This window comes from Roseitranquillus sediminis, from assembly GCF_016918935.1.
Taxonomy (GTDB): Bacteria; Pseudomonadota; Alphaproteobacteria; order Rhodobacterales; family Rhodobacteraceae; genus Roseitranquillus; species Roseitranquillus sediminis.
In genome coordinates, this window is record NZ_JAFFOB010000019.1 from 267,554 (window position 1) to 291,878 (window position 24,325).

25 protein-coding genes are annotated in these 24,325 nt (G+C 68.5%); 12 read left to right on the top strand and 13 right to left on the bottom strand.

Annotation, left to right across the window (positions count from 1 at the left end):
• Positions 1 to 17 precede the first annotated feature (17 nt).
• Together JM664_RS14750 and JM664_RS14755 are read left to right on the top strand one after the other, a co-directional pair.
• Entirely contained in the window at positions 18 to 452 is a 435-nt protein-coding gene (locus JM664_RS14750; protein ID WP_227420681.1) for a VOC family protein, read from the top strand.
• On the top strand, positions 419 to 1,249 hold the full coding sequence (locus tag JM664_RS14755) for a DUF1194 domain-containing protein (RefSeq protein ID WP_227420682.1): 831 nt from the start codon (positions 419 to 421) through the stop codon (positions 1,247 to 1,249). Before JM664_RS14750 ends, JM664_RS14755 begins: the two co-directional genes overlap by 34 nt.
• Here JM664_RS14755 and JM664_RS14760 read toward each other — a convergent pair.
• From JM664_RS14760 to JM664_RS14770, 3 genes are all read right to left on the bottom strand, one after another.
• Complete coding sequence (locus tag JM664_RS14760; RefSeq protein WP_227420683.1) at positions 1,243 to 1,740, bottom strand: MarR family winged helix-turn-helix transcriptional regulator; 498 nt, start codon at positions 1,738 to 1,740, stop codon at positions 1,243 to 1,245. The genes JM664_RS14755 and JM664_RS14760 overlap by 7 nt on opposite strands.
• Positions 1,741 to 1,949: 209 nt before the next feature.
• Positions 1,950 to 2,177, bottom strand: coding sequence for an FAD assembly factor SdhE (locus JM664_RS14765; RefSeq protein ID WP_227420748.1), 228 nt, complete (start codon positions 2,175 to 2,177; stop codon positions 1,950 to 1,952).
• 29 nt (positions 2,178 to 2,206) lie between these two features.
• Positions 2,207 to 2,581 carry a helix-turn-helix domain-containing protein gene (locus JM664_RS14770; protein ID WP_227420684.1) on the bottom strand — a complete coding sequence of 125 codons (375 nt, stop codon included), beginning with the start codon at positions 2,579 to 2,581 and terminating at the stop codon, positions 2,207 to 2,209.
• A 79-nt stretch (positions 2,582 to 2,660) separates the two neighbouring features.
• On the opposite strand from JM664_RS14770, the gene JM664_RS14775 reads away from it, so the two are divergent.
• Positions 2,661 to 3,863 carry a pyridoxal phosphate-dependent aminotransferase gene (locus JM664_RS14775; protein ID WP_227420685.1) on the top strand — a complete coding sequence of 401 codons (1,203 nt, stop codon included), beginning with the start codon at positions 2,661 to 2,663 and terminating at the stop codon, positions 3,861 to 3,863.
• On the opposite strand, the gene JM664_RS14780 is transcribed toward JM664_RS14775, so the two are convergent.
• The gene (locus JM664_RS14780) at positions 3,856 to 5,247 is read right to left on the bottom strand and encodes an MATE family efflux transporter (protein ID WP_227420686.1); all 1,392 of its coding nucleotides are present in this window, start codon (positions 5,245 to 5,247) and stop codon (positions 3,856 to 3,858) included. The genes JM664_RS14775 and JM664_RS14780 overlap by 8 nt on opposite strands.
• A gap of 86 nt (positions 5,248 to 5,333) precedes the next feature.
• Here JM664_RS14780 and JM664_RS14785 point away from each other — a divergent pair, with 86 nt between their 5' ends.
• Positions 5,334 to 6,131: a hypothetical protein gene (locus JM664_RS14785; RefSeq protein ID WP_227420687.1), complete on the top strand. Its 798-nt coding sequence runs from the start codon at positions 5,334 to 5,336 to the stop codon at positions 6,129 to 6,131.
• Here the strand turns inward: JM664_RS14785 and JM664_RS14790 are convergent.
• A complete protein-coding gene (locus tag JM664_RS14790; RefSeq protein WP_227420688.1) occupies positions 6,116 to 7,036 on the bottom strand; it encodes an NAD-dependent epimerase/dehydratase family protein in 921 nt (306 codons plus the stop codon). The two genes, JM664_RS14785 and JM664_RS14790, sit on opposite strands and share 16 nt — an antisense overlap.
• 111 nt (positions 7,037 to 7,147) lie before the next feature.
• Positions 7,148 to 7,753 (bottom strand): outer membrane protein, encoded by a 606-nt coding sequence (locus JM664_RS14795; protein WP_227420689.1) that lies wholly within the window; start codon positions 7,751 to 7,753, stop codon positions 7,148 to 7,150.
• Between the two features lie 220 nt (positions 7,754 to 7,973).
• On the opposite strand from JM664_RS14795, the gene parE reads away from it, so the two are divergent.
• A complete protein-coding gene (gene parE / locus JM664_RS14800) occupies positions 7,974 to 9,938 on the top strand; it encodes a DNA topoisomerase IV subunit B (RefSeq protein ID WP_227420690.1) in 1,965 nt (654 codons plus the stop codon).
• 6 nt (positions 9,939 to 9,944) lie between these two features.
• Here parE and JM664_RS14805 read toward each other — a convergent pair whose 3' ends face one another.
• The 3 genes from JM664_RS14805 to JM664_RS14815 all read right to left on the bottom strand — a co-directional run bounded on the left by JM664_RS14805 (position 9,945) and on the right by JM664_RS14815 (position 12,560).
• Complete coding sequence (locus JM664_RS14805) at positions 9,945 to 10,982, bottom strand: hypothetical protein (RefSeq protein WP_227420691.1); 1,038 nt, start codon at positions 10,980 to 10,982, stop codon at positions 9,945 to 9,947.
• A 405-nt stretch (positions 10,983 to 11,387) separates the two neighbouring features.
• Positions 11,388 to 11,966: a hypothetical protein gene (locus JM664_RS14810; RefSeq protein WP_227420692.1), complete on the bottom strand. Its 579-nt coding sequence runs from the start codon at positions 11,964 to 11,966 to the stop codon at positions 11,388 to 11,390.
• Positions 11,967 to 12,176: 210 nt separating this feature from the next.
• The gene (locus JM664_RS14815) at positions 12,177 to 12,560 is read right to left on the bottom strand and encodes a c-type cytochrome (RefSeq protein ID WP_227420693.1); all 384 of its coding nucleotides are present in this window, start codon (positions 12,558 to 12,560) and stop codon (positions 12,177 to 12,179) included.
• Positions 12,561 to 12,625: 65 nt separating this feature from the next.
• On the opposite strand from JM664_RS14815, the gene JM664_RS14820 reads away from it, so the two are divergent.
• Positions 12,626 to 13,342: a DUF1194 domain-containing protein gene (locus JM664_RS14820; RefSeq protein ID WP_227420694.1), complete on the top strand. Its 717-nt coding sequence runs from the start codon at positions 12,626 to 12,628 to the stop codon at positions 13,340 to 13,342.
• Positions 13,339 to 14,208, top strand: coding sequence for a CAP domain-containing protein (locus JM664_RS14825; protein WP_227420695.1), 870 nt, complete (start codon positions 13,339 to 13,341; stop codon positions 14,206 to 14,208). Before JM664_RS14820 ends, JM664_RS14825 begins: the two co-directional genes overlap by 4 nt.
• Before the next feature lie 3 nt (positions 14,209 to 14,211).
• On the opposite strand, the gene JM664_RS14830 is transcribed toward JM664_RS14825, so the two are convergent.
• Both JM664_RS14830 and JM664_RS14835 read right to left on the bottom strand, forming a co-directional pair.
• Positions 14,212 to 14,895, bottom strand: coding sequence for an ABC transporter ATP-binding protein (locus JM664_RS14830; RefSeq protein ID WP_227420696.1), 684 nt, complete (start codon positions 14,893 to 14,895; stop codon positions 14,212 to 14,214).
• On the bottom strand, positions 14,888 to 16,174 hold the full coding sequence (locus JM664_RS14835) for a lipoprotein-releasing ABC transporter permease subunit (RefSeq protein WP_227420697.1): 1,287 nt from the start codon (positions 16,172 to 16,174) through the stop codon (positions 14,888 to 14,890). The genes JM664_RS14830 and JM664_RS14835 overlap by 8 nt, the downstream gene beginning before the upstream one ends.
• A gap of 101 nt (positions 16,175 to 16,275) precedes the next feature.
• Between JM664_RS14835 and JM664_RS14840 the strand changes: the two genes are divergently transcribed.
• Positions 16,276 to 16,728 (top strand): hypothetical protein, encoded by a 453-nt coding sequence (locus tag JM664_RS14840; protein ID WP_227420698.1) that lies wholly within the window; start codon positions 16,276 to 16,278, stop codon positions 16,726 to 16,728.
• A 300-nt stretch (positions 16,729 to 17,028) separates the two neighbouring features.
• On the opposite strand, the gene proS is transcribed toward JM664_RS14840, so the two are convergent.
• The gene (gene proS, locus JM664_RS14845) at positions 17,029 to 18,369 is read right to left on the bottom strand and encodes a proline--tRNA ligase (RefSeq protein WP_227420699.1); all 1,341 of its coding nucleotides are present in this window, start codon (positions 18,367 to 18,369) and stop codon (positions 17,029 to 17,031) included.
• A 102-nt stretch (positions 18,370 to 18,471) separates the two neighbouring features.
• Between proS and JM664_RS14850 the strand changes: the two genes are divergently transcribed.
• Genes JM664_RS14850 through JM664_RS14865 form a run of 4 tightly spaced genes read left to right on the top strand, consistent with a single transcriptional unit; the run spans position 18,472 to position 23,998 of the window.
• A complete protein-coding gene (locus tag JM664_RS14850) occupies positions 18,472 to 19,539 on the top strand; it encodes an AI-2E family transporter (protein ID WP_227420700.1) in 1,068 nt (355 codons plus the stop codon).
• Entirely contained in the window at positions 19,523 to 20,221 is a 699-nt protein-coding gene (locus tag JM664_RS14855) for a P-loop NTPase family protein (RefSeq protein ID WP_227420701.1), read from the top strand. Before JM664_RS14850 ends, JM664_RS14855 begins: the two co-directional genes overlap by 17 nt.
• A 37-nt stretch (positions 20,222 to 20,258) precedes the next feature.
• Positions 20,259 to 22,424, top strand: coding sequence for an RNA degradosome polyphosphate kinase (locus tag JM664_RS14860; RefSeq protein WP_227420749.1), 2,166 nt, complete (start codon positions 20,259 to 20,261; stop codon positions 22,422 to 22,424).
• A gap of 53 nt (positions 22,425 to 22,477) precedes the next feature.
• Positions 22,478 to 23,998 (top strand): Ppx/GppA family phosphatase, encoded by a 1,521-nt coding sequence (locus tag JM664_RS14865; protein WP_227420702.1) that lies wholly within the window; start codon positions 22,478 to 22,480, stop codon positions 23,996 to 23,998.
• Here the strand turns inward: JM664_RS14865 and JM664_RS14870 are convergent.
• Positions 23,995 to 24,294: an AAA+ family ATPase gene (locus JM664_RS14870; protein WP_227420703.1), complete on the bottom strand. Its 300-nt coding sequence runs from the start codon at positions 24,292 to 24,294 to the stop codon at positions 23,995 to 23,997. The two genes, JM664_RS14865 and JM664_RS14870, sit on opposite strands and share 4 nt — an antisense overlap.
• Between the last annotated feature and the right edge of the window lie 31 nt (positions 24,295 to 24,325).

Consider the following 24,325-nt stretch of genomic DNA (forward strand, 5'->3'; position numbering starts at 1 on the left):
AAAAGGGAGCCGCACGAATGAAGATCGAATACCTGCACACCATGGTCCGCGTGAAGGACCTCGAGAAGTCCATGGCGTTCTACGAGCTGCTGGGCCTCAAGGAGCGGCGGCGGGTCGACAACGACAAGGGCCGCTTCTCGCTCATCTTCATGTGCCCGCCCGGCCAGGAGGACGGCCGCGCCGACGTGGAGCTTACGTACAATTGGGACGGCGACGAGGGGCTGCCGTCCGACAGCCGCCACTTCGGCCACCTCGCCTACCGGGTGGAGAACATCCACGAGATGTGCCAGCATCTGATGGACAACGGCGTGACCATCAACCGCCCGCCGCGCGACGGCCACATGGCCTTCGTCCGCAGCCCCGACAACGTGTCGGTGGAGCTGCTGCAGATGGGCGACCCGCTGGAGCCGGCCGAGCCGTGGAAGAGCATGGAGAACACCGGGCACTGGTGACGGGCGAGGGAGGGGGCGCTGCCCCCGTCGCCTCCGGCAACTCCCCCGGGATATTTCAGGGAGCAAAGAGGCTGTGGGGGCTGGCGGCTCTCGCCGTGGCCGTGGGCGCCGGCGGTCCGGCGGCGGCCTGCCGGCTGGCGCTCATCCTGGCGCTCGACGTGTCGGGCTCGGTCGATGCCCGGGAGTACCGGCTGCAGCTCGACGGCCTCGCCGAGGCTCTCGCGGATCCGGAGGTGCGCAGCGCCATCCTGGCCCTGTCCGACGCGCCGGTGGACCTCGCGGTATTCGAATGGTCGGGGGCGGCGTTCCAGCGCCAGATCATCGACCGCACCACGATCGATGGCCCCGCACTCGACGCGGCCATCGGCCGACTGCGCGGCTGGCAACGGATATCCGCCCCTGAGGCCACCGGCCTCGGCGCCGCGCTGGAGGTAGCGGCGGCCCAGCTCGCCGACGGCCCCGCCTGCTGGCGGCACGTGGTGGACATCTCGAGCGACGGGAAGAACAACGACTGGCCGTCGCCGCGGCAGGTGCACCTCTCGGGCGCCACTGCGGGGCTGACGGTCAACGCGCTCGCCGTGGGACTGACGAGCGCCGCGACCGGAGGAATCCCCGGTCTTCCCGAGCTCGTCGCCTATCTCGAGGCCGAGGTCATCCGCGGCGCGGACGCCTTCGTCGAGACTGCCAGCGGGTACGAGGATTATGCCGAGGCGATGAAGCGCAAGCTCCTTCGGGAACTCACGGCGGGACTCTTCGCCAGCTCGCTCCCGATCCCTCGGCTCGCCTCGGCTCAGTAGATGTAGCGGATCTGCTCGGTCCAGTAGCGCTCGACCCGGCGCAGCGTCTCGGTCAGCTCGTTGATCGTCAACCCGTCGACCACACCGCGCGCCTGCAGACCGTCTGCGTGCCGCTCGAAGAGCGCTGATACTGCCTCGTGGATACGCCGGCCCTTCGGCGTCAGCCGCACCCGGACCGAACGGCGGTCGATCTCGCAGCGCTGGTGGTGCATGTACCCCATCTCGACGAGCTTCTTGAGGTTATAGCTGACGTTCGAGCCCTGGTAGTAGCCGCGGGTCTTGAGCTCGCCCGCCGTCACCTCGTTGTCGCCGATGTTGAACAGCAGGAGCGCCTGGACCGCGTTGATCTCCAGCACGCCGAGCCGCTCGAACTCGTCCTTGATGACATCGAGCAGCAGGCGGTGCAGCCGCTCGACCAGCGCAAGGCAGTCGAGATACTCGTCCATGAACCCACGCTCGCGCGCGTCGCTCAGCTGTGAGTGGATGGTCATTGGAGCTCTCCGCGTGTATTCGTCCCGCGGGGACATTCTGCGGAAAGCCCGAAAAATCCGTTAAAAGGTGCGCCGATCCAGCTCGAGCTCAGCCGCGGCACCAACAACCGCGCCACCGCGCGCCGCGCCAGCGGCGCGCCCGGCCCAACGGGAAGAGCGCCGCGAGGCGCGATGACGGGCGGGAGCCTCCCCGCCACGACACCACGGGGTCAGCCCTGGCGCGCCCCCGCCTCCTCGGCGATGCGGCCGACGAGCGGGGCGAGGTGCTCCGGCGCAGGCGCACGCCCCGCGATCCACGCGTAGAGGTCGTGGTCGTTCTCCGACAGGAGCGCCTCGTAGCCGTCGAGCTCCTCGCCCGACATCGCCGCCAGTCGCGCATCGGCGAAGCGGCCGAGGATCAGGTCCATCTCCTTGATCCCGCGGCGCCAGGAGCGCATTCTCAGACGGCGCAGCCGATCCTCGTCCGTCACGCCGGCATGTCCCGCAGGCGCCGCTCCAGCGCCGCGATCCGTTCGCCCGCCTGCTCGAGATCCACGCGGACGCCGCGGAGTTCCGACAGCACCGCCTGCACCGTCTCCGGGCCCGCCGGTCCGGCCGGTCCCGCGCCCTCGCCGGTCAAGAGCCAGCGCATCGATATGCCGAGCAGCCCCGACAGCATCTGCAAACGGTTGGCGCGTGGTTCGGCGCGATCCCCCTCCCACGCGCGCAGCGTCTCGGGCCGCACGCCCAGCCGCCGGGCCAGCTCCTGCTGCGTCATTCCCAGCGCCTCGCGGCCCGCCGTCACCCTGCCGCCAAACGTCGCCGGGGCCACCTCCGGCAGTTCGCCATCTCCCTCAGGCATCGCTCCTCTTTCGCCTTGATCCCCGTTGCCCGGCACCCTAGGCCAAGGCACGTCTGCACGCAAACCGGAGCCCGACGCGATGGCATTCCTCTCCGACACCCTTGCGCGGGTGAAGCCCTCGCCGACCGTCGCCGCGGCGAGCCGCGCACTCGAGCTTCGGGCCGAGGGGCGCGACGTCATCGGCCTCGGCGCCGGCGAGCCCGACTTCGACACCCCGCAGCACATCAAGGATGCCGCCAAGCGCGCCATCGACGAAGGGCACACGAAGTACACCGTCGTCGACGGCATCCCCGAGCTGAAGCGGGCCATCTGCGACAAGTTCGCGCGCGAGAACGGGCTCGACTACCGGCCTTCGCAAGTCACTGTCGGCAGTGGCGGCAAACACGTGCTCTACAACGCGCTGATGGCGACCCTCAATCCGGGCGACGAGGTCGTCATCCCCGCTCCCTACTGGGTCAGCTACCCCGACATGACGCTCCTCGCCGGCGGCACGCCGGTAATCGTCGAGGCGGGGGTCGAGCAGGGCTTCAAGATCACACCCGCCCAGCTCGACGCAGCCATCAACCCGCGCACCAAGTGGCTGATCCTCAACTCGCCGTCGAACCCGAGCGGCGCCGCCTACTCGCGCGACGATCTCGCCGGCCTCGCCGAGGTGCTGATGAAGCACCCCCATGTCTGGGTGCTGACCGACGACATCTACGAGCACCTCGTCTACGACGGCTTCCGCTTCGCCACCATCGCGGCGGTCGAGCCGCGGCTGATGGATCGCACGCTCACCATGAACGGCGTGTCGAAGTCCTACGCCATGACCGGCTGGCGCATCGGCTACGGCGCGGGCCCCGAGGCGCTGATCGCAGCCATCCGCAAGGTCCAGTCGCAGTCCACCACCAGCCCCTGCACCATCTCTCAGTGGGCTGCCGTCGAGGCGCTGGACGGCCCGCAGGACTTCATCGCCGAGAGCAACGCCGCCTTCGCCCGCCGCCGCGACCTTGTCGTCGGCCTTCTGAACGAGGCGCCCGGCGTCGAGTGCCCGGTGCCGCAGGGCGCGTTCTACGTGTATCCGACGATCCGCAACCTCATCGGCAAGACCAGCGCCGGCGGCACCCGCATCGACAATGACGAGGCGTTCACGACGGCGCTCCTCGACGAGGCCGGCGTCGCGGTGGTGTTCGGCGCCGCCTTCGGCCTCTCGCCCGCCTTCCGCATCAGCTACGCCACCTCGGACGAGACGCTCGTGGAGGCGTGCCGCCGCATCACGGAGTTCTGCGCTCGCCTCAGCTAGGCGCCGGCCCGACCGGACGGCGCCGCACCGCCAGCCGCCAGAAGCGCGTGGAGAGCAGCACCCCCGCCACGGTCAGCCCCAGCACCAGCCCCAGCCAGATCCCCGGCGCGCCCATCTCCATGGGAAACGCCAGCACGTAGCTCGCGCTCATCCCGATCAGCCAGTAGCCGACTGCGGCGTGGATCATCGGCACCCGCGTGTCCTGAATGCCGCGCAAGAGCCCCAGCGCCATCACCTGCGCCGCGTCCGCGAGCTGGAACAGCGCCGCAAGCGCCAGCAGCGTCACCCCGACCGCCAGCACCGCGGGCAGCGCCGCGTCCGCCGGGTCGAGGAACAGCGCGATCAGGAACCCCGGCACCGTCAGGAACAGGACCACCGTCGCCAGCGCCCATACCGCCGACAGCCCCGCCGCCGCCAGCGCCCCGCGCCGCAGCCCCTCGGGATCGTCCCGCCCCAGCGCCGCCCCCGCCCGGATAGTCGCCGCGTTCGAGAGGCCCAGATGGAAGAGGAACGTCACCGACGCGATCTGGATCGCGATTCCGTGCGCCGCCAACTCGATCGTCCCGATCCAGCCCATCATCAGCGCCGAGGCTGAGAAGAGGCCCACCTCCGCCAGTGCGGTGATCCCGATGGGCCAGCCGAGGCGCAGGACGCGGAAGAACGCCTCCCAGTCCGGCCGCCAGAAGCGCTGGAACATCGCGTGCTGCGGCATCGCCTGCCGCACGTAGAGCCCGATCACCACCAGCGTCGCCCACTGCGCGAGGACCGAGGCCCAGGCCGCACCCGTCAGCCCCAGCTCCGGCGCGCCCCAGTTGCCGAAGATCAGCGCCCAGTTGAGCAAGCCGTTGAAGATTGCAGCCACCACCGTCACGACCAGCACGACGCCGGTCCGTCCGAGCGCCGCGAGATAGCTCTTGAGCGTGTTCGCCGCCAGCGCCGGCGGCAGTCCCAGCCACATGATCGCCAGATAGAGCCCCGCATCCGCCGAGACCTGCGCGCTCTGCCCCAGCGCCAGCAGGATCGGCTCGCCCCACAGCATCGCCGGCAGCGCCAGCATCGCGAAAAGGATCGACAGCCAGATCCCCATCCGCGTGACCCGGCGCACCTGCGCATCCGCGCCCGCCGCGGCCTCGGCCGAGACCAGCGGCATCACCGCCCAGGCGAACCCCGAGCCCATGATGAGCAGCAGGAAGAAGAACGACGAGCCCACGACCACGGCCGCCAGCGCTTCGATCCCGTACCAGCCCAGCATGACCGTATCGACGATGCTGACCGTGAACTGCGCCAGGTGACTGCCGATCAGCGGCAGGCCGAGCCAGAGCGTGTCCGCGGCGTGACGCCACACGCTTTCGTCCCGCACCCGCGCTCCGGCCAACTCTGTCATCGCGCCCGCTTACGCCCGCCCCTCTGGCACGGCAAGTAGTGGTTCCCGCGCTTGCCACCGCCGCCCGGAAGGACAGGTAGCGCCGCATGGATTGGCTAACTCTCGTCGCCGGGCTCCTGCTTCTCGCCGGCATCAACATCGACTTCCTCTTCACCGCGATCGGATCGCAGGACCATTCGCTGGTCTCGCTCCGGGTCACGCGGGGCGTCTTCGGCGCGCTCCGCCTCGTCGCCCGCGCGACCGGCTCCGGGCCGCTGCACAGGCTCTCCGGCCCGCTCGTCATGGCCTCGCTCGCGGCGTTCTGGATCGCAGGCGTCTCGCTCGGCTGGACGCTCGTCTTCGCAGCCTTTCCCGACGCCGTCACCGTCAGCAGCGACGCCGCCCGCCCGCTCGGCTGGTGGGACGTCTACGGCCACGTCGGGCACCAGCTCTCGACCCTCGGCGCCGGCATCACGGAGCCGGGCTCGACGCCCTGGTACGTGCTGGGCGTGCTGCCGGGCGTGAACGGCATGGTGATCCTGACGCTGTCGGTCAGCTTCATCCTCAGCACGACGCAGACCGTGGTGCAGGGCCGCGCCTTCGCCGTGCTGACCCAGGTCTACGACCCGGTCGAGCCGGCCTCGTTCGACACCCTCGCGCCGCAGCTCACGCAGCTTTGCTCGTCGCTCCGCGCCTCGCCCTTCGCGCTCTTCTATTCCGCCTCGGACGAGGCGCTGCGCATTCCCGCCAGCCTGCGCACCTTCGCCGAGGCCGCCGAGCGTGGCCCCTGTTTCGACCGCTACCGGCCGATCCTGCGCCTGCTGCCGGCGTTCGACCCGCCGCAGGACAAGCGCGGCTTCCTCGACTGCCTGCGCCGCTGGTGCGCCAGCTACTCGCTTGCCTGACCGCGCTCGCCCAGCGGGTCGGCGACCTCGCGCCACCAGGGATGCCGCTCGGCAAATCCCAGCTCCTTCCGGATGCGCGCGTTGGAATAGAGCGTCTCGAACCGCCCCAGCTCGCGCCGCACCGGAACGCCTGAATACCACCGCTCCACGATCTCCGCCGTCGGCAGATGCACCGACGGCGCGTCGTTGGCCGCATTGAAGACGCGGTAACCGACACCCTCCGCCTTTAGGCAGAGGTCCACGATTTGGCCGAGGTCGCGCGCGTCGATGTAGGCGAAGATGTTGCGCCGGCGGATGTCGGGCTCGGCAAAATAGTCCGGAAAGTCCCGCGCATATTCATGCGGTTCGATCACGTTGTTGATCCGCAGCGCATAGATGTCCGCGCCCGACCGCGCCTGGAAGCTGCGGGCCGTCGCCTCGTTCACCACCTTCGACATCGCATAGCTGTCGTGCGGCACCGTCGGATGGTCCTCGTCGATCGGCAGGTAGTCGGGCTGCATCCGCCCCTCGGCAAAGCAGATGCCGTAGGTCGTCTCCGACGAGGCGATGACGATCTTGCGGATGCCTGCCCGCAGCGCCGCCTCGATTACGTTGTAGGTGCCCAGCACGTTGACGCGGTAGCACTCGACGTCCGGCACCAGACCGATCCGCGGCACCGCCGCGAAATGCACCACCGCGTCATAGCCGCCACCGCCGCCCCCCTCGTCCAGCGTCGTCAGGTCCACCCGGCTCGCGAATGCGCCCGCCACCTGACCCGCGTCGGTAATGTCGGTCTTCAGGTCCACCACCCCCTCCTGCCCCAGCGGGACCAGGTCCAGGTTCACCACATGGTGCCCCTGCATCCGCAGGTAGGGGATGACGTGCCGGCCAGCCTTGCCGCTGCCGCCGGTGAACAGAATCTTCATGTGGCCTCCCCCTGCTTGCCGATGGCACGCGACGTAGCGCGCCCCGGCGCACGAGGCCAACAGGTTGGTCAGGTCGAGAGGTGGCGGGCCAGGAGTGTCGGCGCGCGGCCGTCAGAAGCGGAACGTCACCCGTGCGTTCAGCGTGGTCGCGTCGATGTCGGTGCCGCTGTCGTCGAAGTCGTCGAAGCTGTGGTGCGTGACCTCGCCGCCCACCGCGACGTTGTCGCGCACCAGGTAGTCGACGCCCGCGCCCAGCAGCCAGCCGTGGTCCTCGGCGCTGTCGCCCGCAACCTCGCCCGAAGCACGCGCCCATCCGGCCGAGCCGTAGATCAGCGCCCGCCCGGCATCGTACCCGGCGATGCCCTTGACCCGGAACACGTCGTCGAGCTGGCCCGCATCGTCCTCGAGGTCGATGTCGGCCCAGTCGTACTGCAACTCTCCGCCCAGCACGAAGCGGCCGAGGTCCTGCCGGTAGCCGCCGGTCAGCCCGCCGATCAGCCCGTCACCTTCGTCGCCGTCGGCTTCCGCCCGGCCCCAGCCAAGCTGCGCCCCGAAGTACGGACCGCTCCAGTCGGTGTTAACTATAACCGGCGCTGGCGCCGGCGCAGGCGCGGACACGACCGGATCGGGCGCAGGTTCGAACGGTCCCGCGGCCCATGCCGGAGCCGCCAGCCCCACCGCCAGAACCACTGCCAGCGTTCCCGCGACCTTTGCCATGGTACTCTCCCGCGTCTCGCGAGGGACTCGCCCCGCCGTGCCCTGAAAGATGCGCGCTCTGGCCGCGCAATCAAGCCAATCTGCTGTCAACTACCGGAAAATCCGCAATTCTCGCCCGAGGGGCTCGCGAACCGCCTCCAATGCACGCATCCGGCGCATGACGTTGCCCGTCCCGCCGGCACCTGACATGATGCCCGCCAATCAACGAGAGCGAGCAGTCATGGCCGACGACCTACTCAGCGGCGCACAGGACGCCGCCTACGACGCATCCTCCATCGAGGTCCTCGAAGGGCTGGAGCCCGTCCGCAAGCGCCCCGGCATGTATATCGGCGGCACCGACGAGCGCGCGCTGCACCACCTCGTCGCCGAGGTGCTCGACAACGCCATGGACGAGGCCGTCGCCGGCCACGCCAACCGGATCGAGGTCGAGCTCCACGCCGACGGCTCCGTCACCGTCCGCGACAACGGCCGCGGCATCCCGATCGACCCGCACCCCAAGTTCCCCGGCAAGTCCGCGCTCGAGGTCATCCTCTGCACCCTCCACGCCGGCGGCAAGTTCTCCGGCAAGGCCTACCAGACCTCCGGCGGCCTCCACGGCGTCGGCGTCAGCGTCGTCAACGCCCTCTCCGACCACCTCCGCGTCGAGGTCGCTCGCAACCGCACCCTCTACGCGCAGGAGTTCTCCCGCGGCCTGCCCCAGGGCCCCGTGGCCGAGGTCGGGCAGGCCCCGAACCGCCGCGGCACCACCGTCACCTTCCACCCCGACGAGCAGATCTTCGGCCCCCTCGCCCTCAAGCCCGCCCGTCTCTTCAAGATGGCCCGCTCCAAGGCCTACCTCTTCTCGGGCGTCGAGATCCGCTGGAAGTCCGTCCAGGACGACGGTGAGACCCCGCAGGAGGCCACCTTCCACTTCCCCGGCGGCCTCGCCGACTACCTCGGCGAGACCCTCGCCGGCGCCGCCACCTACGCCGAGCGCCCCTTCGCGGGCCGCGTCGGCTTCCCCGAGAAGTACGGCGTCCCCGGCTCCGTCGAATGGGCCATCAACTGGACCCCCGCCCGCGACGGCTTCATCCAGTCCTACTGCAACACCGTCCCCACGCCCGAGGGCGGCACCCACGAGGCCGGCTTCTGGTCCGCCATCCTCAAGGGCATCCGCGCCTACGGCGAGCTCACCAGCCAGCGCAAGGCCGCCCAGATCACGCGCGAGGACCTGACAGCCGGCGGCTGCGCCCTCGTCTCCTGCTTCATCTCCGAGCCGGAGTTCGTCGGCCAGACCAAGGACCGCCTCGCCACCACCGAGGCGCAGCGCCTCGTCGAGGGCGCCGTACGCGACCACTTCGACCACTGGCTCGCCGCCGACACCAGGTCCGCCGGCGCCATCCTCGACCACCTCATCCTCCGTGCCGAGGAGCGCCTCCGCCGCCGCCAGGAAAAGGAGACCGCGCGCAAGTCCGCCACCCGCAAGCTCCGCCTCCCCGGCAAGCTCGTCGACTGCACCGCCTCGAACCGCGCGGGCACCGAGCTCTTCATCGTGGAGGGCGACTCGGCCGGCGGCTCCGCCAAGATGGCGCGCGACCGCAAGACTCAGGCCCTCCTCCCCCTCCGCGGCAAGATCCTCAACGTCCTCGGCGCCGCCTCGTCCAAGCTCGGCTCCAACCAGGAGATCGCCGACCTCTGCCAGGCGCTCGGCACCGGCATGGGCACCCGCTTCAACGTCGAGGACCTGCGCTACGACAAGGTCATCATCATGACCGACGCCGACGTCGACGGCGCCCACATCGCCTCGCTCCTGATGACCTTCTTCTTCACCCAGATGCGGCCGCTCATTGACCGCGGCCACCTCTACCTCGCCTGCCCGCCCCTCTTCCGCCTGACGCAAGGCGCCACCCGCGTCTACGCCACCGACGAGCCGGAAAAGGAACGCCTGATGGCCCAGGGCCTCGGCGGCAAGGGCAAGATCGACGTCTCCCGCTTCAAGGGCCTGGGCGAGATGGACGCCAAGGACCTCAAGGACACCACCATGAACCCCGCCACCCGCAAGCTGATCCAGGTCTCGATCCACGAGACCGAGGAAAGCGCCGGCGAAACCGCCGACCTCGTCGAGCGCTTGATGGGAAAGAAACCGGAACTACGGTTTGAATACATCCAGCAGAACGCGAAGTTCGTGGAAGAGCTGGATGTATAGCTCGCTTCAAGAAATGTCGAAAAGGTCGGGTTCAGACGGGCCTGGCCAGCGCTTTTCGAAAGAACCCAGCATAGCTTTTAATGCCTCATCATCCAGAGGATCAGCCAGTCGAATTCCCTCCACTTCCAAGACTCGAACGGCATGGAATCGCATACGCCGACCTTCAAGCCGGACAGCAAATTGAACCAGTAACTCTGTCTCGTCACGAAAAGCAAATTCCTCCTTTCGAATGCGCAACCAGAAATCCTCGTCGTCTACAGTAAACAGTCGCACTGATCCTTCCGAGTTTCTCCCCTTCCAACGCCTATAGATTTGATCGTTTGCGTCAAAGTTTGGAGAAGTAACTATCACCTTTTCAATGCGAACGATCCACTCCCCTTCAGGCTCCTCTTCGAGCCTAGTCGGTGGCACGGCTCGCTCCGCGAAATCTCCCCTTCGAATTGGAGGGATGCCAGTCCCCTCGAATTCAACCGCTTTCACACGGCTGTCATCAAGACAAGCGCGGAACAACTTGCTTTGCGAGCTTGCAATCTCGAACAAGGTGGACGGTGGAAGCGGAAGTCTATCTATAGAATTCCTTTCAGAGCCAAGGGCACTTGCGGTGGCGCGACATAGAAGATCTTCGACGATGCGGTGCGCTTCCTCCTCAGACTCAAAGATCGCTTCGCCCACTCCGTCGCTCGTGGCCCTCTCGATCCGAGACTGTAAATTCCGAAGGCCGTCGATTATATGATCCGAGGGATCTTTTCCAGTGAGTTCCTCAGACACGTCTTGAAGCGTCTCGCTATCAAGAATCGCTAAGATTACAGCCATAGTTCCTAGGGCCACACCTGCCACTTTGCCGCTGTGGACGATTATCCCGAGGACTTGTTTTAGACTCCCTGCTTCGGGCGCCTTGACTATGAACTCTATTAGTAGCGCGTCTTCGAAGATCTCGCGATTAAGCGCGAAGGCTGTTCGCTGTGCCGCTCTTGCAGACTCGAGAAAGGTATCGAAATCGAGATAAGCATCCGGCACATCGAATGAGATTGTGAAAAGCTGCATCTGTAGTTCTCGCGCAAGCCAATAAGCTTACACTAGAACAAGCCGAAGAAAATCAACAAGATACTTCTGCTGCCTCATGCCGGATTCCACGGCGAGAAATGAGAGCAAGCTAGGTGCCATCCACTTCTTCGGCTCACCCGCGCCGGCTTCAATCCGCGACGTACTCGCCCCGCCCCTCATAGTCTCGCCAGTCCGCGTCCTCGGCCAGCGCGGCCTCGGCCTCGGCGCGGGAGAGGACGCCGTCGCCGCTGGCGTCCTCGGTGGCGAGGATGCGGCTCGCGCGCGACGGCGCGTCCGGCTTGCTGACCTGCCGATGGCCGGCAGGTCAGCACAAGATTGTCAGAATTCGCCCGAGGTACGTTTCCCGCTATCGGCCGGATCGGCATCGGGCGTCGTTGCATTCGGTCAGGGCAGCGGCTCCGGCTCCGGCTGAGGCTCCGGCTGGGGCTCAGGCTCCGGCTGGGGCTCCGGCTGAGGCTCCGGCTGAGGCTCCGGCTGAGGCTCCGGCTCGGGTTGGGGCTCCGGCTGAGGCTCGGGCTGGGGTTCAGGCTCAGGGATCGGCTCGGGCTCCGGGTGGGGGATCGGCTCGGGCAGAGGATGCGGATCCACGATCGGATCGGGCTTCACGTGATGATCGGGCACGGGCGGCTTGGGCTGCAGCTGGAACAGCCGGGTCAGACGCTTCGGCTCGTCATCGCGGGTTCCCCGCGACTCCGCGGCCTGCCGTTCGGCGCGCTCGCGCCCGGTGCTGTCGTCGCGGTCGACGGACCGCGCCTCGTCGCGCGAGATCGCCTGGTCGCCGGTCAGATCCTGGTTTTCCAGAACCCGCGCAGCACCCGCGGGGCCGAACACGGCCTCGAGCTCCCGCAGCGTCACCAGCCCGTCGGCGTCGGCGTCGAGCGTGCCGAAGGTGACCTGTTGCGCAGCCGCCGCTCCCGCCAGCGCCAGGCTCAGCGCGGCCGAAGCCAGTAGTGTCTTGCCCATTGTTCTCTCCATCTGGGTGTCGCCGCGGGGACCGTCTCCGGCCTTTCGTCCCGCAATGCGCACTCCCTAGACAGACGAAATTAACAGGCGGTGACCGGATGAGCGGCGCCGGCGAAACAGCCGTGAGCGGCCCAACGACGGCCGCAGGCCGTCTTGCAAGACTTGCATGAAGTTGCAAAACCGGCCCTCCGGTCTTGCAAGTATTTGCAACTATTCCTGCACGCTCTGCAGCCAGCGCACCAGATCGGCAATGGCCGAGCTCGTCAGGATCGGCTGCCCCGTCTCCTCCCGCAGCGCCCCGCCATCGCCCTCGAAGAAACCGCCCCAGACCGGCATCGGCCCCCCGTGGGCCAGCAGCGGATCGCGCCCATCGATCCGCCTAACCACCTGAAATGTCGGGAACTCTCCCCCGTGTGAGGCGGTGAGCCCGGTCAGGTCCGTCGGCGGCACGGTCAAGAGCGCGGCCATCGGCCCCTCGCCCCGCGCGTCCACACCATGGCAGGTCGCGCAAAATGTCTGGAACAGCTCCTCCCCTTCCTCCTGCGCGGCGGCAGGAAGCGCCAGCAACGCTATGGCAAGAAACAGCTTTTTCATATCAAGTCTCCAGGGTGGCAGGTCGGCCCGATGGCTCTAGCTTACCCGGATATCGGGAGTTTCCCATGCGGAACTTGATCCTCGCCCTCACCCTCCTGCTCGCTCCGCTCCCCTTGGCGGCGCAGGACGTCGAGCTCGAGCTCGTCCTCCTCGCCGACGCCAGCGGCTCCATCGACCCAGATGAAATCCGTTTTCAGAGAATGGGTTACGCGACGGCGTTGACAGACCCGGAGGTGCTGGCCGCGATCTCCAACACCGCCTACGGCAGCATCGCCGTCACCTATGTCGAGTGGGGCAGCGCCGCCTCGCAGGACGTCGTCGTCCCCTGGACCGTCATCGACGGCGCCGAGTCCGCCACCGCCTTCGCCGCCGCCCTCCTGCCCCCGCCGCAGCGCGCCTTCGGCCGCAACGGCATCGGCGCGGCGCTGCTCAAGGGCAAGGAACTCATCGAAAACAACGATCTGGAGGGTTGGCGCAAGGTGATCGACTTCTCCGGCGACAGCGCCAACAATTGGACCGGCCCCCCGATCGAGACCTCCCGCGACGAGGTCCTTGCCGCCGGCATCACCATCAACGCCCTCGCCGTCCTCTGCCGCACCTGCTCCGGCCAGCCCTCCGGCCCGGACCTCGAGCTTCTCTACGAACAGCGCGTGATCGGGGGTCGCGGCGCCTTCGTCGTCACCGCCGCAGGCCCCGACACCTTCGCCGAGTCCGTCAAGCGCAAGTTGATACTGGAAATTTCCGGAACCCTCCCCGCCAGCCGAACAGCCGAGGCCAGATGATCCGCACCCTCGCCGCCGCCCTCGCCCTCGTCCTCTTCGCGACCGCCAGCCCCGCTCAGGACCTCGCCCGCCAGGCCCTCACCCTCGTCAACGAGGCACGTGCCGAGCAGGGCCTGAACCCGCTCGCCCTCTCGCCCCCGCTGATGGAAGCCGCCCGCGCCCACGCCGAGGACATGGCACGCCGCGACTACCACGCCCACGTCTCGCCCTCGGGCCGCACACTCCGCGACCGCTTCCGCGCGGCGGGCGGCCGGCGCGGGCAGCTGATCGCCGAGAACATCGCCATGTGCGAAGGCTGCGGCGGCGCCGACCGCGCCCGCGTCGACGGCTTCCAGAGCGGCTGGATGCAGAGCCCCGGTCACCGCGAGAACATCCTGCGCCGTGGCATCGACAGCTTCGGCTTCGCGATGGCGAGCCGCGGCCGCGCCGTCTACGCCGTGCAGACCTTCGCCGGCCCCGGCCGCAGCCGCGGTGCGGCGAACGACGTCGACCCAACGCCGATCTCACCCGACGAGGCGGCGGACCGGTTGCTGGCCCAGCACGATGGCGACCTCGAGCCAGCCGCGGCGCTGGATCAGGTGGCGCGCTCCGTCGCAGGCGCGGTGGAGCTCGAGGGAGAGGAACTTGCCGGAATCCCGAACGACCTCTTCTCGCTCCTGCCGGAGGGTGGCGGCGGCTGGACCGGCCTCTCTGTGCGGGTCGCCGCGTGCGAGGCGTGCGGCGCGGAAGTGACGGAGCCTGACGTGCCCTGGTTCGCCGGTGAGCTGGCGCCCGAGGATGCAGCCGGCTTCAGCCACGCGGGTTTCGCGCTCGACGCAGAGGGCGACGGACGTAAGGTCGGCGTCGCGGTCTACGGAACGCGCTGAGCCTCAGGCGACGTGGCCCCCGGCCATGCGCAGCGTGCGGTCCATACGGGCCGCGAGGTCGAGGTTGTGTGTCGCGATCAGGGCGGTCAGCCCGGTTTCGCGCACGAGGCCGATCAGCACGTCGAACACGTTCTCGGCCGTCGCCGGGTCGAGGTTGCCGGTTGGCTCGTCCGCCAGCAGCAGACGTGGCCGGTTGGCGAGCGCCCGGCAGACGGCCACGCGCTGCGCCTCGCCCCCGGAGAGCGCGGCGGGCCGGTGATCCGCCCGCGCGGCCAGGCCGACGTGACCCAGCAGGTCGCGCGCCCGCTCCCGCGCGGCGCGGCGCGGGGTGCCGTTGGCCAACTGTGGCAGCACGACGTTCTCTTCGGCGCTGAACTCCGGCAGGAGGTGGTGCGCCTGGTAGACGAAGCCAATCTCGCCGCGGCGGGCGGCGGTGCGGCGGCGGTCGGAGAGGCCATCCATGTCCTCGCCGCCCAGCCGGACGGTGCCGCTGTCGGGGCGGTCCAGCAGGCCCGCGATGTGCAGGAGCGTCGACTTGCCGGCGCCGGACGGGGCGACGAGCGCCACCAGCTCCCCCCGCCGGAGCGTGAGCGTCGCGCCGCTCAGCACGGTAACCTCTGCCGGCTTGCCGCGGTTGTAGGCCTTGGCGACCTCGCGTAGCTCGAGCACCGGGGGCGCGTCACTCATAGCGCAGCGCCTCGACCGGGTTCATCCGCGCCGCGCGCCGCGCCGGAAAGAGCGTGACGAGAAAGCTGAGGCCGAGTGACAGCAGGACCGCCGAGACCACGTCGCGCGCCCGGAGCACCGCCGGCAGCTCGTAGATGCCGCGCACCGAAGCGTCCCAAGCCGTGCCCCCCGAGAGCCAGTCCACCGCGTCGAATATCGGCTGGACGTAGAGCGTGAAGAGCACCCCCAGCGCCACGCCCAGTACGGTGCCGATGAGCCCCGTCGACGCGCCGCAGAGGAAGAAGATCCGCAGGATCGCGCCCTCGGTCAGGCCGATGGTGCGCAGGATGCCGATGTCGCGGCCCTTGTTTTTCACCAGCATCACGAGGCCCGAGACGATGTTCATCGCCGCGATCAGGACCAGCACCGACATGATGACGAACATCACGTTGTCCTCGATATCGAGCGCACGCAGGAACGCGCCGGAGGCGTCGCGCCAGGTCCAGAGCAGCGTGCCCTGACCGGCGGCCTCGGCGATGGCGGGCGCGATGGTGTCGACCGCCTCCGGCTCCTCGACCATCACCTCGAGCTCGTCGGCCACGCCCTGCCGGTTGAAGTAGGTCTGCGCCTCGGCGAACGGCATGTAGACGCGGGTCTGGTCGATGTCGTAGCGCCCGGCGCTGAATACATAGACCACCTCGTAGGCCGAGATGCGGGGGCTGGTGCCGAAGGCGGTACGTGCGCCGTCGGGCGAGATCAGGCGGACGGTGTCGCCGACGCCGACGCTCAACGAGCGCGCCACACCCTCGCCCATTGCGATGCCCTCGGTAAAGCGGCCGATGTCGCCCATGCCGGTCTGCGGGTCGGCGATCCGCGGCAGGGCCGCGAGATCATCCTCGTGGATGCCGAAGACCTGCACGCCCGCGTTCTGGCCGTGGGCGTTGGCCATCACCTGCCCGCGGACCAGCGGCGCAACGCGGGTGACGCCCGGGACCGCGGCGACCCGCTCGGCCATCGCGGCGTAGTCGCCGAGGGTGCTTACGTTCGCGCCCGTATCGGTGACGCGGCCTTGCGAATAGACGGTCACGTGGGCGTTGGCGCCAAGGATCGTGTCCACGAACTCTGCCCGGAAGCCTGCGCGAACAGCCAGCGTCGCGATCAGAGCGAAGACCGCGAGCGTGATGCCGATCAGGCTGATCCAGGTCATCACGCTGACCCCGCCCTCAGCCCGCCGCGCCCTGAGATAGCGCCAGGCGATCAGCCATTCATGGCCCGCGAAGGGTGTGGTGGAGCGCGACACGAGGCGGGATGTGGGCCGCGCCGAAGTTGCGGTCAAGCGAGTTTTAGCCTTGCCGCCGCCGCTCTGTCAGGCATCCTCCGCGCAACTGAGGGAGGTGCGCGATGATCCGGTTCCTGACACTGGCTGTGGTGGCGGCACTCGCTACGGCTTCGGCCGCCTCGGCTGACGCCCCCACCGCAGTGATCACCGGAGCAAGGGCGGCGGAGCCGATCTCAACGGTCTGCCTCGGCGGCGGCCGGGCGCGATTCTATGTGACCTTCTCGGACCCCGACGGCATCTCCTACGCGGCAGTGCACCTGGCTGCCGACTCCATCCGCCCCGCCGTTCCCGAGCGCACGAAGACATGGCTCTGGATCCCAGACTACGCCCGCGACCAGCGCGCCTACCGATGGCGGTATGAAGATCCCTCCGCCAGCCGCACGAGCCGGACGATCCCCGTCGTGGTGGACGTCATGCAGGGCAGCCGGCCGCTGACGGTGCACCTCGAGGCTAAGGATGCGGGCGAGGGCCTGCTGATCGAGGAAGTCGAGATCCTGCCCTCCGTCTGCCGCTAACCTGCTTCGCGCGGCGCAGGGCCCAAGGCCTAGCGCTTTCGCAAGTTGGGGAGGCCGCATCCGCCACGGCGCGGAATGACGCTTTGCTATGACCGTCGAGGTTTCGGCTCGAACAGGGAAGCAGGCGGAGGACTGGCAGTGTCGGCGACTCCGGATGCGGCGCGGCGGTGGACGTCGGGACTCCCCTGCTTGATCCTGAGCGGGTGCGCGGCATGGCCCCGGGGCGTGCGCGGACTGCCGGTCGTCTTCTCGACCAGTCCGGACATCGAGGCGGCTCACAGCGGGCGAGGCTGAAGGGACTTACGCGGCGGCGTAGATATCTGCCACGCGCGCCACGGCGTCCTCGAGAGACATTTCCTCGGACCGGCCGGTCCGGCGGCTGGTCAGCTCGACCTTGCCGGCGTTCAATCCCCGCGGGCCCACGGTGATACGCCAGGGGAGGCCGACCAGGTCCATGGTCGCGAACTTGGCGCCCGCGCGCTCGTCACGGTCGTCGTAGAGCGGATCGAGTCCACGCGCCGTCAGCGTGGCGTAGAGCTGCTCACAAGCCGCATCGGTCGCGGCGTCACCCTGTCTGAGGTTCACGATGCCGCAGTGGAACGGCGTCACGCCCTCGGGCCAGATGATGCCGTTCTCGTCGTGGCTCGCCTCGATGATCGCGCCGAGAAGGCGGCTGACGCCGATGCCGTGCGACCCCATGTGGACCGGGACCCGCTCGCCCGCGTCGTTGGTGACGAGCGCGCCCATCGGCTCGGAATATTTGGTGCCGAAGTAGAAGATCTGCCCCACCTCGATGCCGCGCGACCGGCGCTGCCGCTCGGTCGGGACGCGCTCGGCGAAGGCCGCCTCGTCGTGGGTCTCGTCGGTGCGGGCGTAGGGGGCGGTCCATTCGTCAACGATGGCGCGGCATTCGTCGCGGCTGTCGAAGTCGACGACGCGGTCGCCGAGGCGCAGGTCGGTGATGGCGCTGTCGTAGAAGACCTCCGACTCGCCCGTCTCGGCCAGCACCAGGAACTCGTGCGTATCGTCCCCGCCGATCGGGCCGGAGGCCGCACGCATCGGAATAGCCTGCAGGCCCATCCGCTCATAAGTGCGCAGGTAGCTCACCATGTGGCGATTGTAGGCGTGGATGGCGGCGTCGCGGTCAACATCGAAGTTGTAGCCGTCCTTCATCAGGAACTCGCGCCCGCGCATGACGCCAAAGCGTGGCCGCACCTCGTCGCGGAACTTCCACTGGATGTGGTAAAGCGTCAGCGGCAGGTCGCGGTAGCTCGAGACGTGGCTGCGGAAGATGTCGGTGATCATCTCCTCGTTCGTCGGGCCGTAGAGCATGTCGCGGTCGTGCCGGTCGCGGATCCGCAGGAGCTCCTCGCCGTAGGCATCGTAGCGCCCGCTCTCGCGCCACAGGTCCGCCGACTGAAGCGTCGGCATCAGGAGCGGGATGTGGCCGGCACGCTGCTGCTCCTCGTGGACGATCTGCTCGACGCGGCGCAGTACGCGATAGCCGAGCGGCAGCCAGGAATAGATGCCGGCGGCGGCCTGCTTGATCATGCCCGCCCGCAGCATCAGCCGGTGGCTGACAATCTGCGCCTCGGCGGGCGTCTCCTTGAGGACGGGGAGGAAGTAACGTGACAGGCGCATGTGCTTTTCCGGCGCAGAATGATCCGTCCGCTCTAGGCGATCGCAGGGGGGCGGGCAAGCCGCGGCCCTTGCGCGAAAGACGGGGTTGAGCGATGACGCTGCATGGCCCTGCCGGTACGCGAACAGCTGAAATACTGGGGGATCGCCACACTGGCGTTCATCTTCCTGCTGTGGCTGCTCGGTGACGTCATCCTGCCGTTCATCCTCGGCGCTGCCGTTGCGTATATCCTCGATCCGGTGGCGGACTGGCTGCAGCGGCGTGGACTGCCGCGGATCTGGGCAACGATGGTCATCACCATCGTCGCCCTGCTAATCTTCGTGGTGCTCGTCCTCCTCGTCGTGCCGACGCTGGTGAACCAGGCGACGGCGCTCGCCGAGGCCGCGCCGGAGATCGTTCAGAACCTGCAGGCGTTCCTGATCGAGCGGTTCCCGTCCTACATCGACGAGGATTCGATCCTGCGTCGTTCGCTGAGCGATGTGGGTGAGACGGTGCGCGCGCGGGGGGGCGAGCTGGTGCAGGGCCTCCTTGCCTCGGTTGGCAGCGTGGTGAACGCGCTGGTGCTGGTCGTCATCGTGCCGGTGGTGACGTTCTACCTGCTGATGGACTGGGACCGAATCGTGGCGCGTGTCGACGCGCTGCTGCCGCGCGACCACGCGCCGGTGATCCGGCGCCTCGCGCGGGAGATCGACGACACGCTGGCGGGCTTCATCCGGGGCCAGGGCACGGTCTGCATCATCCTCGGCACCTACTACGCGGTGGCGCTGATGGCGGTGGGGCTGCCGTTCGGACTGGTGATCGGGTTCATCGCCGGGCTCTTGACCTTCATCCCCTACGTCGGCGCCCTCGTCGGCGGCGTCATGTCCATTGGGCTGGCGCTATTCCAATTCTGGGGCGACTGGATCTGGATCGTCGCCGTCTGGGCGATCTTCCAGTCGGGCCAGTTCGTCGAGGGCAACATCCTGACGCCGAAGCTCGTGGGCGACAGCGTCGGCCTGCATCCGGTCTGGCTGATCTTCGCGCTCTCGGCGTTCGGGGCGCTCTTCGGCTTCGTGGGGCTGCTCGTGGCGGTCCCGGTCGCCGCCATCATCGGCGTACTCGTGCGTTTCGGCATCGAGCGTTACCGTGACAGCACGCTCTACACCGGGATCGGCGATGGCGGCGAGAGCTGATCCACGGCAGCTCGGCCTCGACCTCCCCGCGCGTCCGGCGCTGGGCCGCGAGGCGTTCCTCGTCTCGCCCTGCAACGATGTTGCGCTGGCGCAGATCGATGCCTGGCGCGACTGGCCGACGCGAAAGCTGGTGCTGACGGGACCGCCCGGCAGCGGCAAGACCCACCTCGCCCACATCTGGGCCGCCGAGGCGGAGGCGCGTGTCCTGGCGGCCCCGGATCTCGCGTCGGCCACTCCGGCCGAGGTGGCGCCCGGAAATCTCGCGGTCGAGGACGCCGACCGCATCGCGGGTGACGCGGAGGCCGAACGGATGCTCTTTCACCTGCACAACATGGTGCTGGAGAGTGGCGGCTCGCTCCTCCTGACCGCGCGCGAGGCACCAGCGCGTTGGGGGGTGCGGCTGCCGGATCTCGCCAGCCGCATCGGCGCGGCGGGGCTGGCCGGGCTCAATGCGCCGGACGACGACCTCCTGCGCGCGGTGCTGGTCAAGCTCTTCGCCGACTGCCAGCAGGCTGTCTCGCCGCGGCTGGTGGACTACCTTGCGACGCACATGGATCGCTCGTTCGCCGCGGCGCGCCGGATCGTGGCGCGGCTCGACGGGCTCGCGCTGGCCTCACGCTCGAGGATCACCCGCGAGATGGCGCGCCGCCTGCTGGAGGAGGATCATGCAACCCGTGCCTGACCTGACCGCCTCGGCCGCAGCGCCGGAAGCCAGCCGAATCCCGGAGACCGATTTCCTGACAGCCCCCCTGCCCCCGCCGGTCGAGCTGGAGGACGTCGCGCTGGACGGGCCGCAGCGCTTCTTCAACCGCGAGCTCAGCTGGATCGCCTTCAACTGGCGCGTACTTGAGGAGGCCGAGAACGAGCGCGTGCCGCTGCTGGAGAGACTGCGCTTCCTGTCGATCTCGGCGGCGAACCTCGACGAGTTCTATACCGTTCGCGTCGCGGGCCTAAGGGAGCTCGCGCACGCCGGAAACACGACGCCCGCGGCGGACGGCCGCACGCCCGCCGAGCAGCTCGTGCTGATCGACGAACGGGCGCGGGCGCTGATGAAGCGCCAGCAGTCGGTCTTGCAGGTATTGCAGGGCGAAATGGCGGCGACCGGAATGCACATCCTGACCCGAGCCGAGCTGACCGAGGAGGAGCGGCGCCATCTCGACGCGGCATTCCTCGAGCAGGTGTTCCCGGTCCTCTCGCCGCTCGCCATCGACCCGGCGCACCCGTTCCCATTCATCCCGAACGCAGGCTTCTGCCTCGGGCTGCAGCTCGAGCGGCGGTCGGACCGCCGCAAGCTTCAGGCGCTGCTGCCGATCCCGCACCAGATCGACCGGTTCCTGAGGTTGCCGGGCGACGGCCACCGCTTCCTCCCGCTGGAAGAGCTGCTGCTTCTCAAGCTCGACAGCCTGTTCCCGGGCTATGCCGAGGTCGGCAACTGCGCCTTTCGCGTACTGCGCGACAGCGACCTCGAGGTCGAGGAAGAAGCCGAGGACCTGGTGCGCGAGTTCGAGACGGCGCTCAAGCGCCGCCGTCGCGGCGAGGTGGTACGGATGAAGATGTCGGCGGGCGCGCCGGAGGGTCTGCGCCGGCTCATCATGGACCAGCTCCACGTCCGCACGCATGAGGTGATCGAGATCGAGGGGCTGATCGGCATTGCCGCGCTCTCCGAACTCGTGGTGGACGACCGGCCCGACCTGCTCTGGCCCAGCTTCACGCCGCGGGTCCCGGAGCGGGTGCAGGACCACGACGGCGACATGTTCGCCGCGATCCGGCAGAAGGACATGCTGCTGCACCACCCCTACGAGACGTTCGACATGGTGGTGCGCTTCCTCGCGCAGGCCGCGGCCGATCCCGACGTGGTGGCGATCAAGCAGACGCTCTACCGCACCTCGATCCAGTCGCCGATTGTCGCGGCGCTTTGCGAAGCGGCGGAGTCGGGCAAGTCCGTCACCGCGCTCGTCGAACTCAAGGCGCGGTTCGACGAGGCGGCGAACATCCGTCAGTCGCGCCGGCTCGAGCGGGCAGGAGCGCATGTCGTCTACGGCTTTCTCAACTACAAGACGCACGCCAAGATCGCGACGGTCGTCCGGCGCGAAGGCACGCGGCTCGTGACCTACACGCACTACGGGACCGGCAACTACCATCCGATCACGGCGCGGATCTACACCGACCTCAGCCTCTTCACCTGCGACGCGGCGCTGGGACGGGACGCGACGAAGGTCTTCAATTACCTTTCGGGATATGCGCAGCCGGTCGGCCTGGAGAACCTCGCAATCTCGCCACTGACGCTTAAGACGCGGCTCCTTGAGATGATCGACGCCGAAGCGCGGCAGGCCGAGGCGGGACGGCCTGCCGTGATCTGGGCCAAGCTGAACGCGCTGATCGATCCGGACGTGATCGACGCACTCTACGACGCCTCGCGCCGCGGTGTGCGGATCGACCTGGTCGTTCGCGGGATCTGTGGACTGCGACCGGGCCTGAAGGGGCTCAGCGAGAACATCCGCGTCAAGTCGATCGTCGGCCGCTTCCTCGAACACAGCCGGATCGTCTGCTTCGGCGACGGTCACGGTCTGCCGCACTCCAAGGCACGGGTCTTCATCTCGTCGGCCGATTGGATGGGCCGCAACCTCGGCCGCAGGGTCGAGACGCTGGTGGAGTGCCGGAACCCGACGGTGAAGGCGCAGATTGCCAGTCAGATCATGGCGGCGAACATGGCCGACGTGGCGCAAAGCTGGGTGCTGAGGCCGGACGGAACGTTCGACCGCGACGTGCCGCCGGGCGAGCGGGCGTTCAGCTGCCACCGTTTCTTCATGGAGAATCCGTCGCTCTCGGGGCGGGGCTCGGCAGGCGCGGCCGATGTTCCGGAACTGACCCATTCAAGCGATTGACGCACTGGCCCATGAACGACAGGTTGAGCCCTGCACCTGCGGAGGAACCGTCCATGGCAGATGACGGCACTGGATGGGGGCCGTTCGGACGGCCGCTCTTCGACAGCCCAAAGGCCCGTGCGCTCAGCCGCGTCGGGGTGATCGACGTCGGTTCGAACTCGGTCCGCCTCGTCGTCTTCGACGGAGCCGCCCGCAGCCCGGCGTATTTCTACAACGAGAAGGTCATGTGCGGCCTCGGCCGCGGCTTCAACGAGACCGGCCGTCTGCACCCCGAGGGCCGCGCGAGGGCGCTCGCGGCGTTACGGCGCTTTGCCCTCATCGCCAAGGGCATGGCGGTCTCGCCCCTGATCTCCGTGGCCACGGCCGCGGTGCGGGAGGCGGCCGACGGCCCGACCTTCCGCGAGGAGGTGCGCAAGGAAACGGGCATCGACCTCTGGGTCATCGACGGCGAGGAGGAGGCGCGGCTCTCGGCTCAGGGGGTTTTGCTGGGCTGGCCCGGAGCGGAGGGGCTGATCTGCGACATCGGCGGCTCATCAATGGAGCTCGCCCGGATCGGCGACGGCAAGGTGGGCGAGCGGGTGACATCGCCGCTGGGGCCGTTCCGCCTGGCGGAGGTGAAGCCGGCCAAGCTGAAGGGCCATATCGCGGGCATGGTCTCCGGACTCGTCGAGCGGATGGGCAAGGCCCCCGACCGCCTGTTTCTCGTCGGCGGATCATGGCGTGCCATCGCGCGGCTCGACATGCTGCGGCGGAACTATCCGCTGACGGTCCTGCACGAATACCGGATGACGCCGCAGGCGGTGGTCGAGACGGTGGACTGGATCGCGCAGAACGACATCCAGGCGCTGCGCCAGCGCGCCGACCTCAGCGAGGCGCGGATGGCGCTGGTGCCGGTGGCGTCGCACGTGCTGCGCGGCGTGGTGAAGGGCTTTCGCCCGCGCGAAATCGCCATATCGAGCTACGGCATCCGCGAGGGGATGCTCTACGAGCAGATGCCGCCGGAGCTGCGGGCGCGCGACCCGCTGATCGAATCCTGCCGCTTTGCCGAGAGCAAGGACGCGCGGATGCCGGGTTTCGGTCGACAGCTCTACCGCTTCGTGATGCCGATCTTCAAGGCGATGCCGGACGACCGTCTGCGCCTCGTCCGCGCCGCCTGCCTGCTGCACGACGTGAGCTGGCGGGCGCACCCGGATTATCGCCACGAGGTCTGCTTCGACAACGCCACCCGCGCCAATCTCGGCGGGCTCACGCATCAGGAGCGGGTGTTCCTCGGCCTCTCCCTGCTCCACCGCTACAAGGGCTCGCGCGACGGCCGATTCGAGGCCGCGGTCTCGCTCCTGCCGCCGAAGGAGATCAAGCTGGCCGAAGTGCTCGGCCGCGCGATGCGCTTCGGCGCGATGTTCAGCGTGGAGGACCCCGCCGCCATGGGCGAGATGCGGTGGTTCCCGCGCAAGAAGCGGCTGGAGATGCACGTCTCGCGCGAGGCGGACGGGCTCTTCGGCGAAGTCGCGGCGAGCCGTTTCCACGCGCTGGCCTCGGCCCTCGACGCGTCACCCGTGGTGATGCGGCGCTAGAGTTCGATGCCGCCCTCGGGCATCTCCTCCGGCACCTCGTCATCGGGCAGCGGCGTCTTGCGGCGAATGATGATGTCGCCATTGGGTAGCATCTCCGGCGCCTCATAGGCGTCGAGGTCGCCGGCCAGCTCGCGAAGCTGCTGCAGTGCAGGCTCCATCTCGCCCAGCAGGCCGCGCAGCAGCGTCTCAGCCCCGCGCGACAGGAGGTCGAAGCCACGCTCCACCTCGCCGTCCTCCTGCACCTGTGCCTGTGCCTGTGCGGCGCAAAGCACCAGTATCACCACAAGTCGTTTCATGCTCCGTATGGTAGCACGGTCGGGCGACTTG

Bases quoted from the DNA above. Each gene is read 5' to 3' on its own strand.
- JM664_RS14750 (WP_227420681.1), top strand. From the start codon at position 18: ATGAAGATCGAATACCTGCACACCATGGTCCGCGTGAAGGACCTCGAG.
- JM664_RS14760 (WP_227420683.1), bottom strand. From the start codon at position 1,740: ATGACCATCCACTCACAGCTGAGCGACGCGCGCGAGCGTGGGTTCATG.
- JM664_RS14765 (WP_227420748.1), bottom strand. From the start codon at position 2,177: ATGCGCTCCTGGCGCCGCGGGATCAAGGAGATGGACCTGATCCTCGGC.
- JM664_RS14770 (WP_227420684.1), bottom strand. From the start codon at position 2,581: ATGCCTGAGGGAGATGGCGAACTGCCGGAGGTGGCCCCGGCGACGTTT.
- JM664_RS14775 (WP_227420685.1), top strand. From the start codon at position 2,661: ATGGCATTCCTCTCCGACACCCTTGCGCGGGTGAAGCCCTCGCCGACC.
- JM664_RS14780 (WP_227420686.1), bottom strand. From the start codon at position 5,247: ATGACAGAGTTGGCCGGAGCGCGGGTGCGGGACGAAAGCGTGTGGCGT.
- JM664_RS14785 (WP_227420687.1), top strand. From the start codon at position 5,334: ATGGATTGGCTAACTCTCGTCGCCGGGCTCCTGCTTCTCGCCGGCATC.
- JM664_RS14790 (WP_227420688.1), bottom strand. From the start codon at position 7,036: ATGAAGATTCTGTTCACCGGCGGCAGCGGCAAGGCTGGCCGGCACGTC.
- JM664_RS14795 (WP_227420689.1), bottom strand. From the start codon at position 7,753: ATGGCAAAGGTCGCGGGAACGCTGGCAGTGGTTCTGGCGGTGGGGCTG.
- parE (WP_227420690.1), top strand. From the start codon at position 7,974: ATGGCCGACGACCTACTCAGCGGCGCACAGGACGCCGCCTACGACGCA.
- JM664_RS14805 (WP_227420691.1), bottom strand. From the start codon at position 10,982: ATGCAGCTTTTCACAATCTCATTCGATGTGCCGGATGCTTATCTCGAT.
- JM664_RS14810 (WP_227420692.1), bottom strand. From the start codon at position 11,966: ATGGGCAAGACACTACTGGCTTCGGCCGCGCTGAGCCTGGCGCTGGCG.
- JM664_RS14815 (WP_227420693.1), bottom strand. From the start codon at position 12,560: ATGAAAAAGCTGTTTCTTGCCATAGCGTTGCTGGCGCTTCCTGCCGCC.
- JM664_RS14820 (WP_227420694.1), top strand. From the start codon at position 12,626: ATGCGGAACTTGATCCTCGCCCTCACCCTCCTGCTCGCTCCGCTCCCC.
- JM664_RS14825 (WP_227420695.1), top strand. From the start codon at position 13,339: ATGATCCGCACCCTCGCCGCCGCCCTCGCCCTCGTCCTCTTCGCGACC.
- JM664_RS14830 (WP_227420696.1), bottom strand. From the start codon at position 14,895: ATGAGTGACGCGCCCCCGGTGCTCGAGCTACGCGAGGTCGCCAAGGCC.
- JM664_RS14840 (WP_227420698.1), top strand. From the start codon at position 16,276: ATGATCCGGTTCCTGACACTGGCTGTGGTGGCGGCACTCGCTACGGCT.
- proS (WP_227420699.1), bottom strand. From the start codon at position 18,369: ATGCGCCTGTCACGTTACTTCCTCCCCGTCCTCAAGGAGACGCCCGCC.
- JM664_RS14850 (WP_227420700.1), top strand. From the start codon at position 18,472: ATGGCCCTGCCGGTACGCGAACAGCTGAAATACTGGGGGATCGCCACA.
- JM664_RS14855 (WP_227420701.1), top strand. From the start codon at position 19,523: ATGGCGGCGAGAGCTGATCCACGGCAGCTCGGCCTCGACCTCCCCGCG.
- JM664_RS14865 (WP_227420702.1), top strand. From the start codon at position 22,478: ATGGCAGATGACGGCACTGGATGGGGGCCGTTCGGACGGCCGCTCTTC.
- JM664_RS14870 (WP_227420703.1), bottom strand. From the start codon at position 24,294: ATGAAACGACTTGTGGTGATACTGGTGCTTTGCGCCGCACAGGCACAG.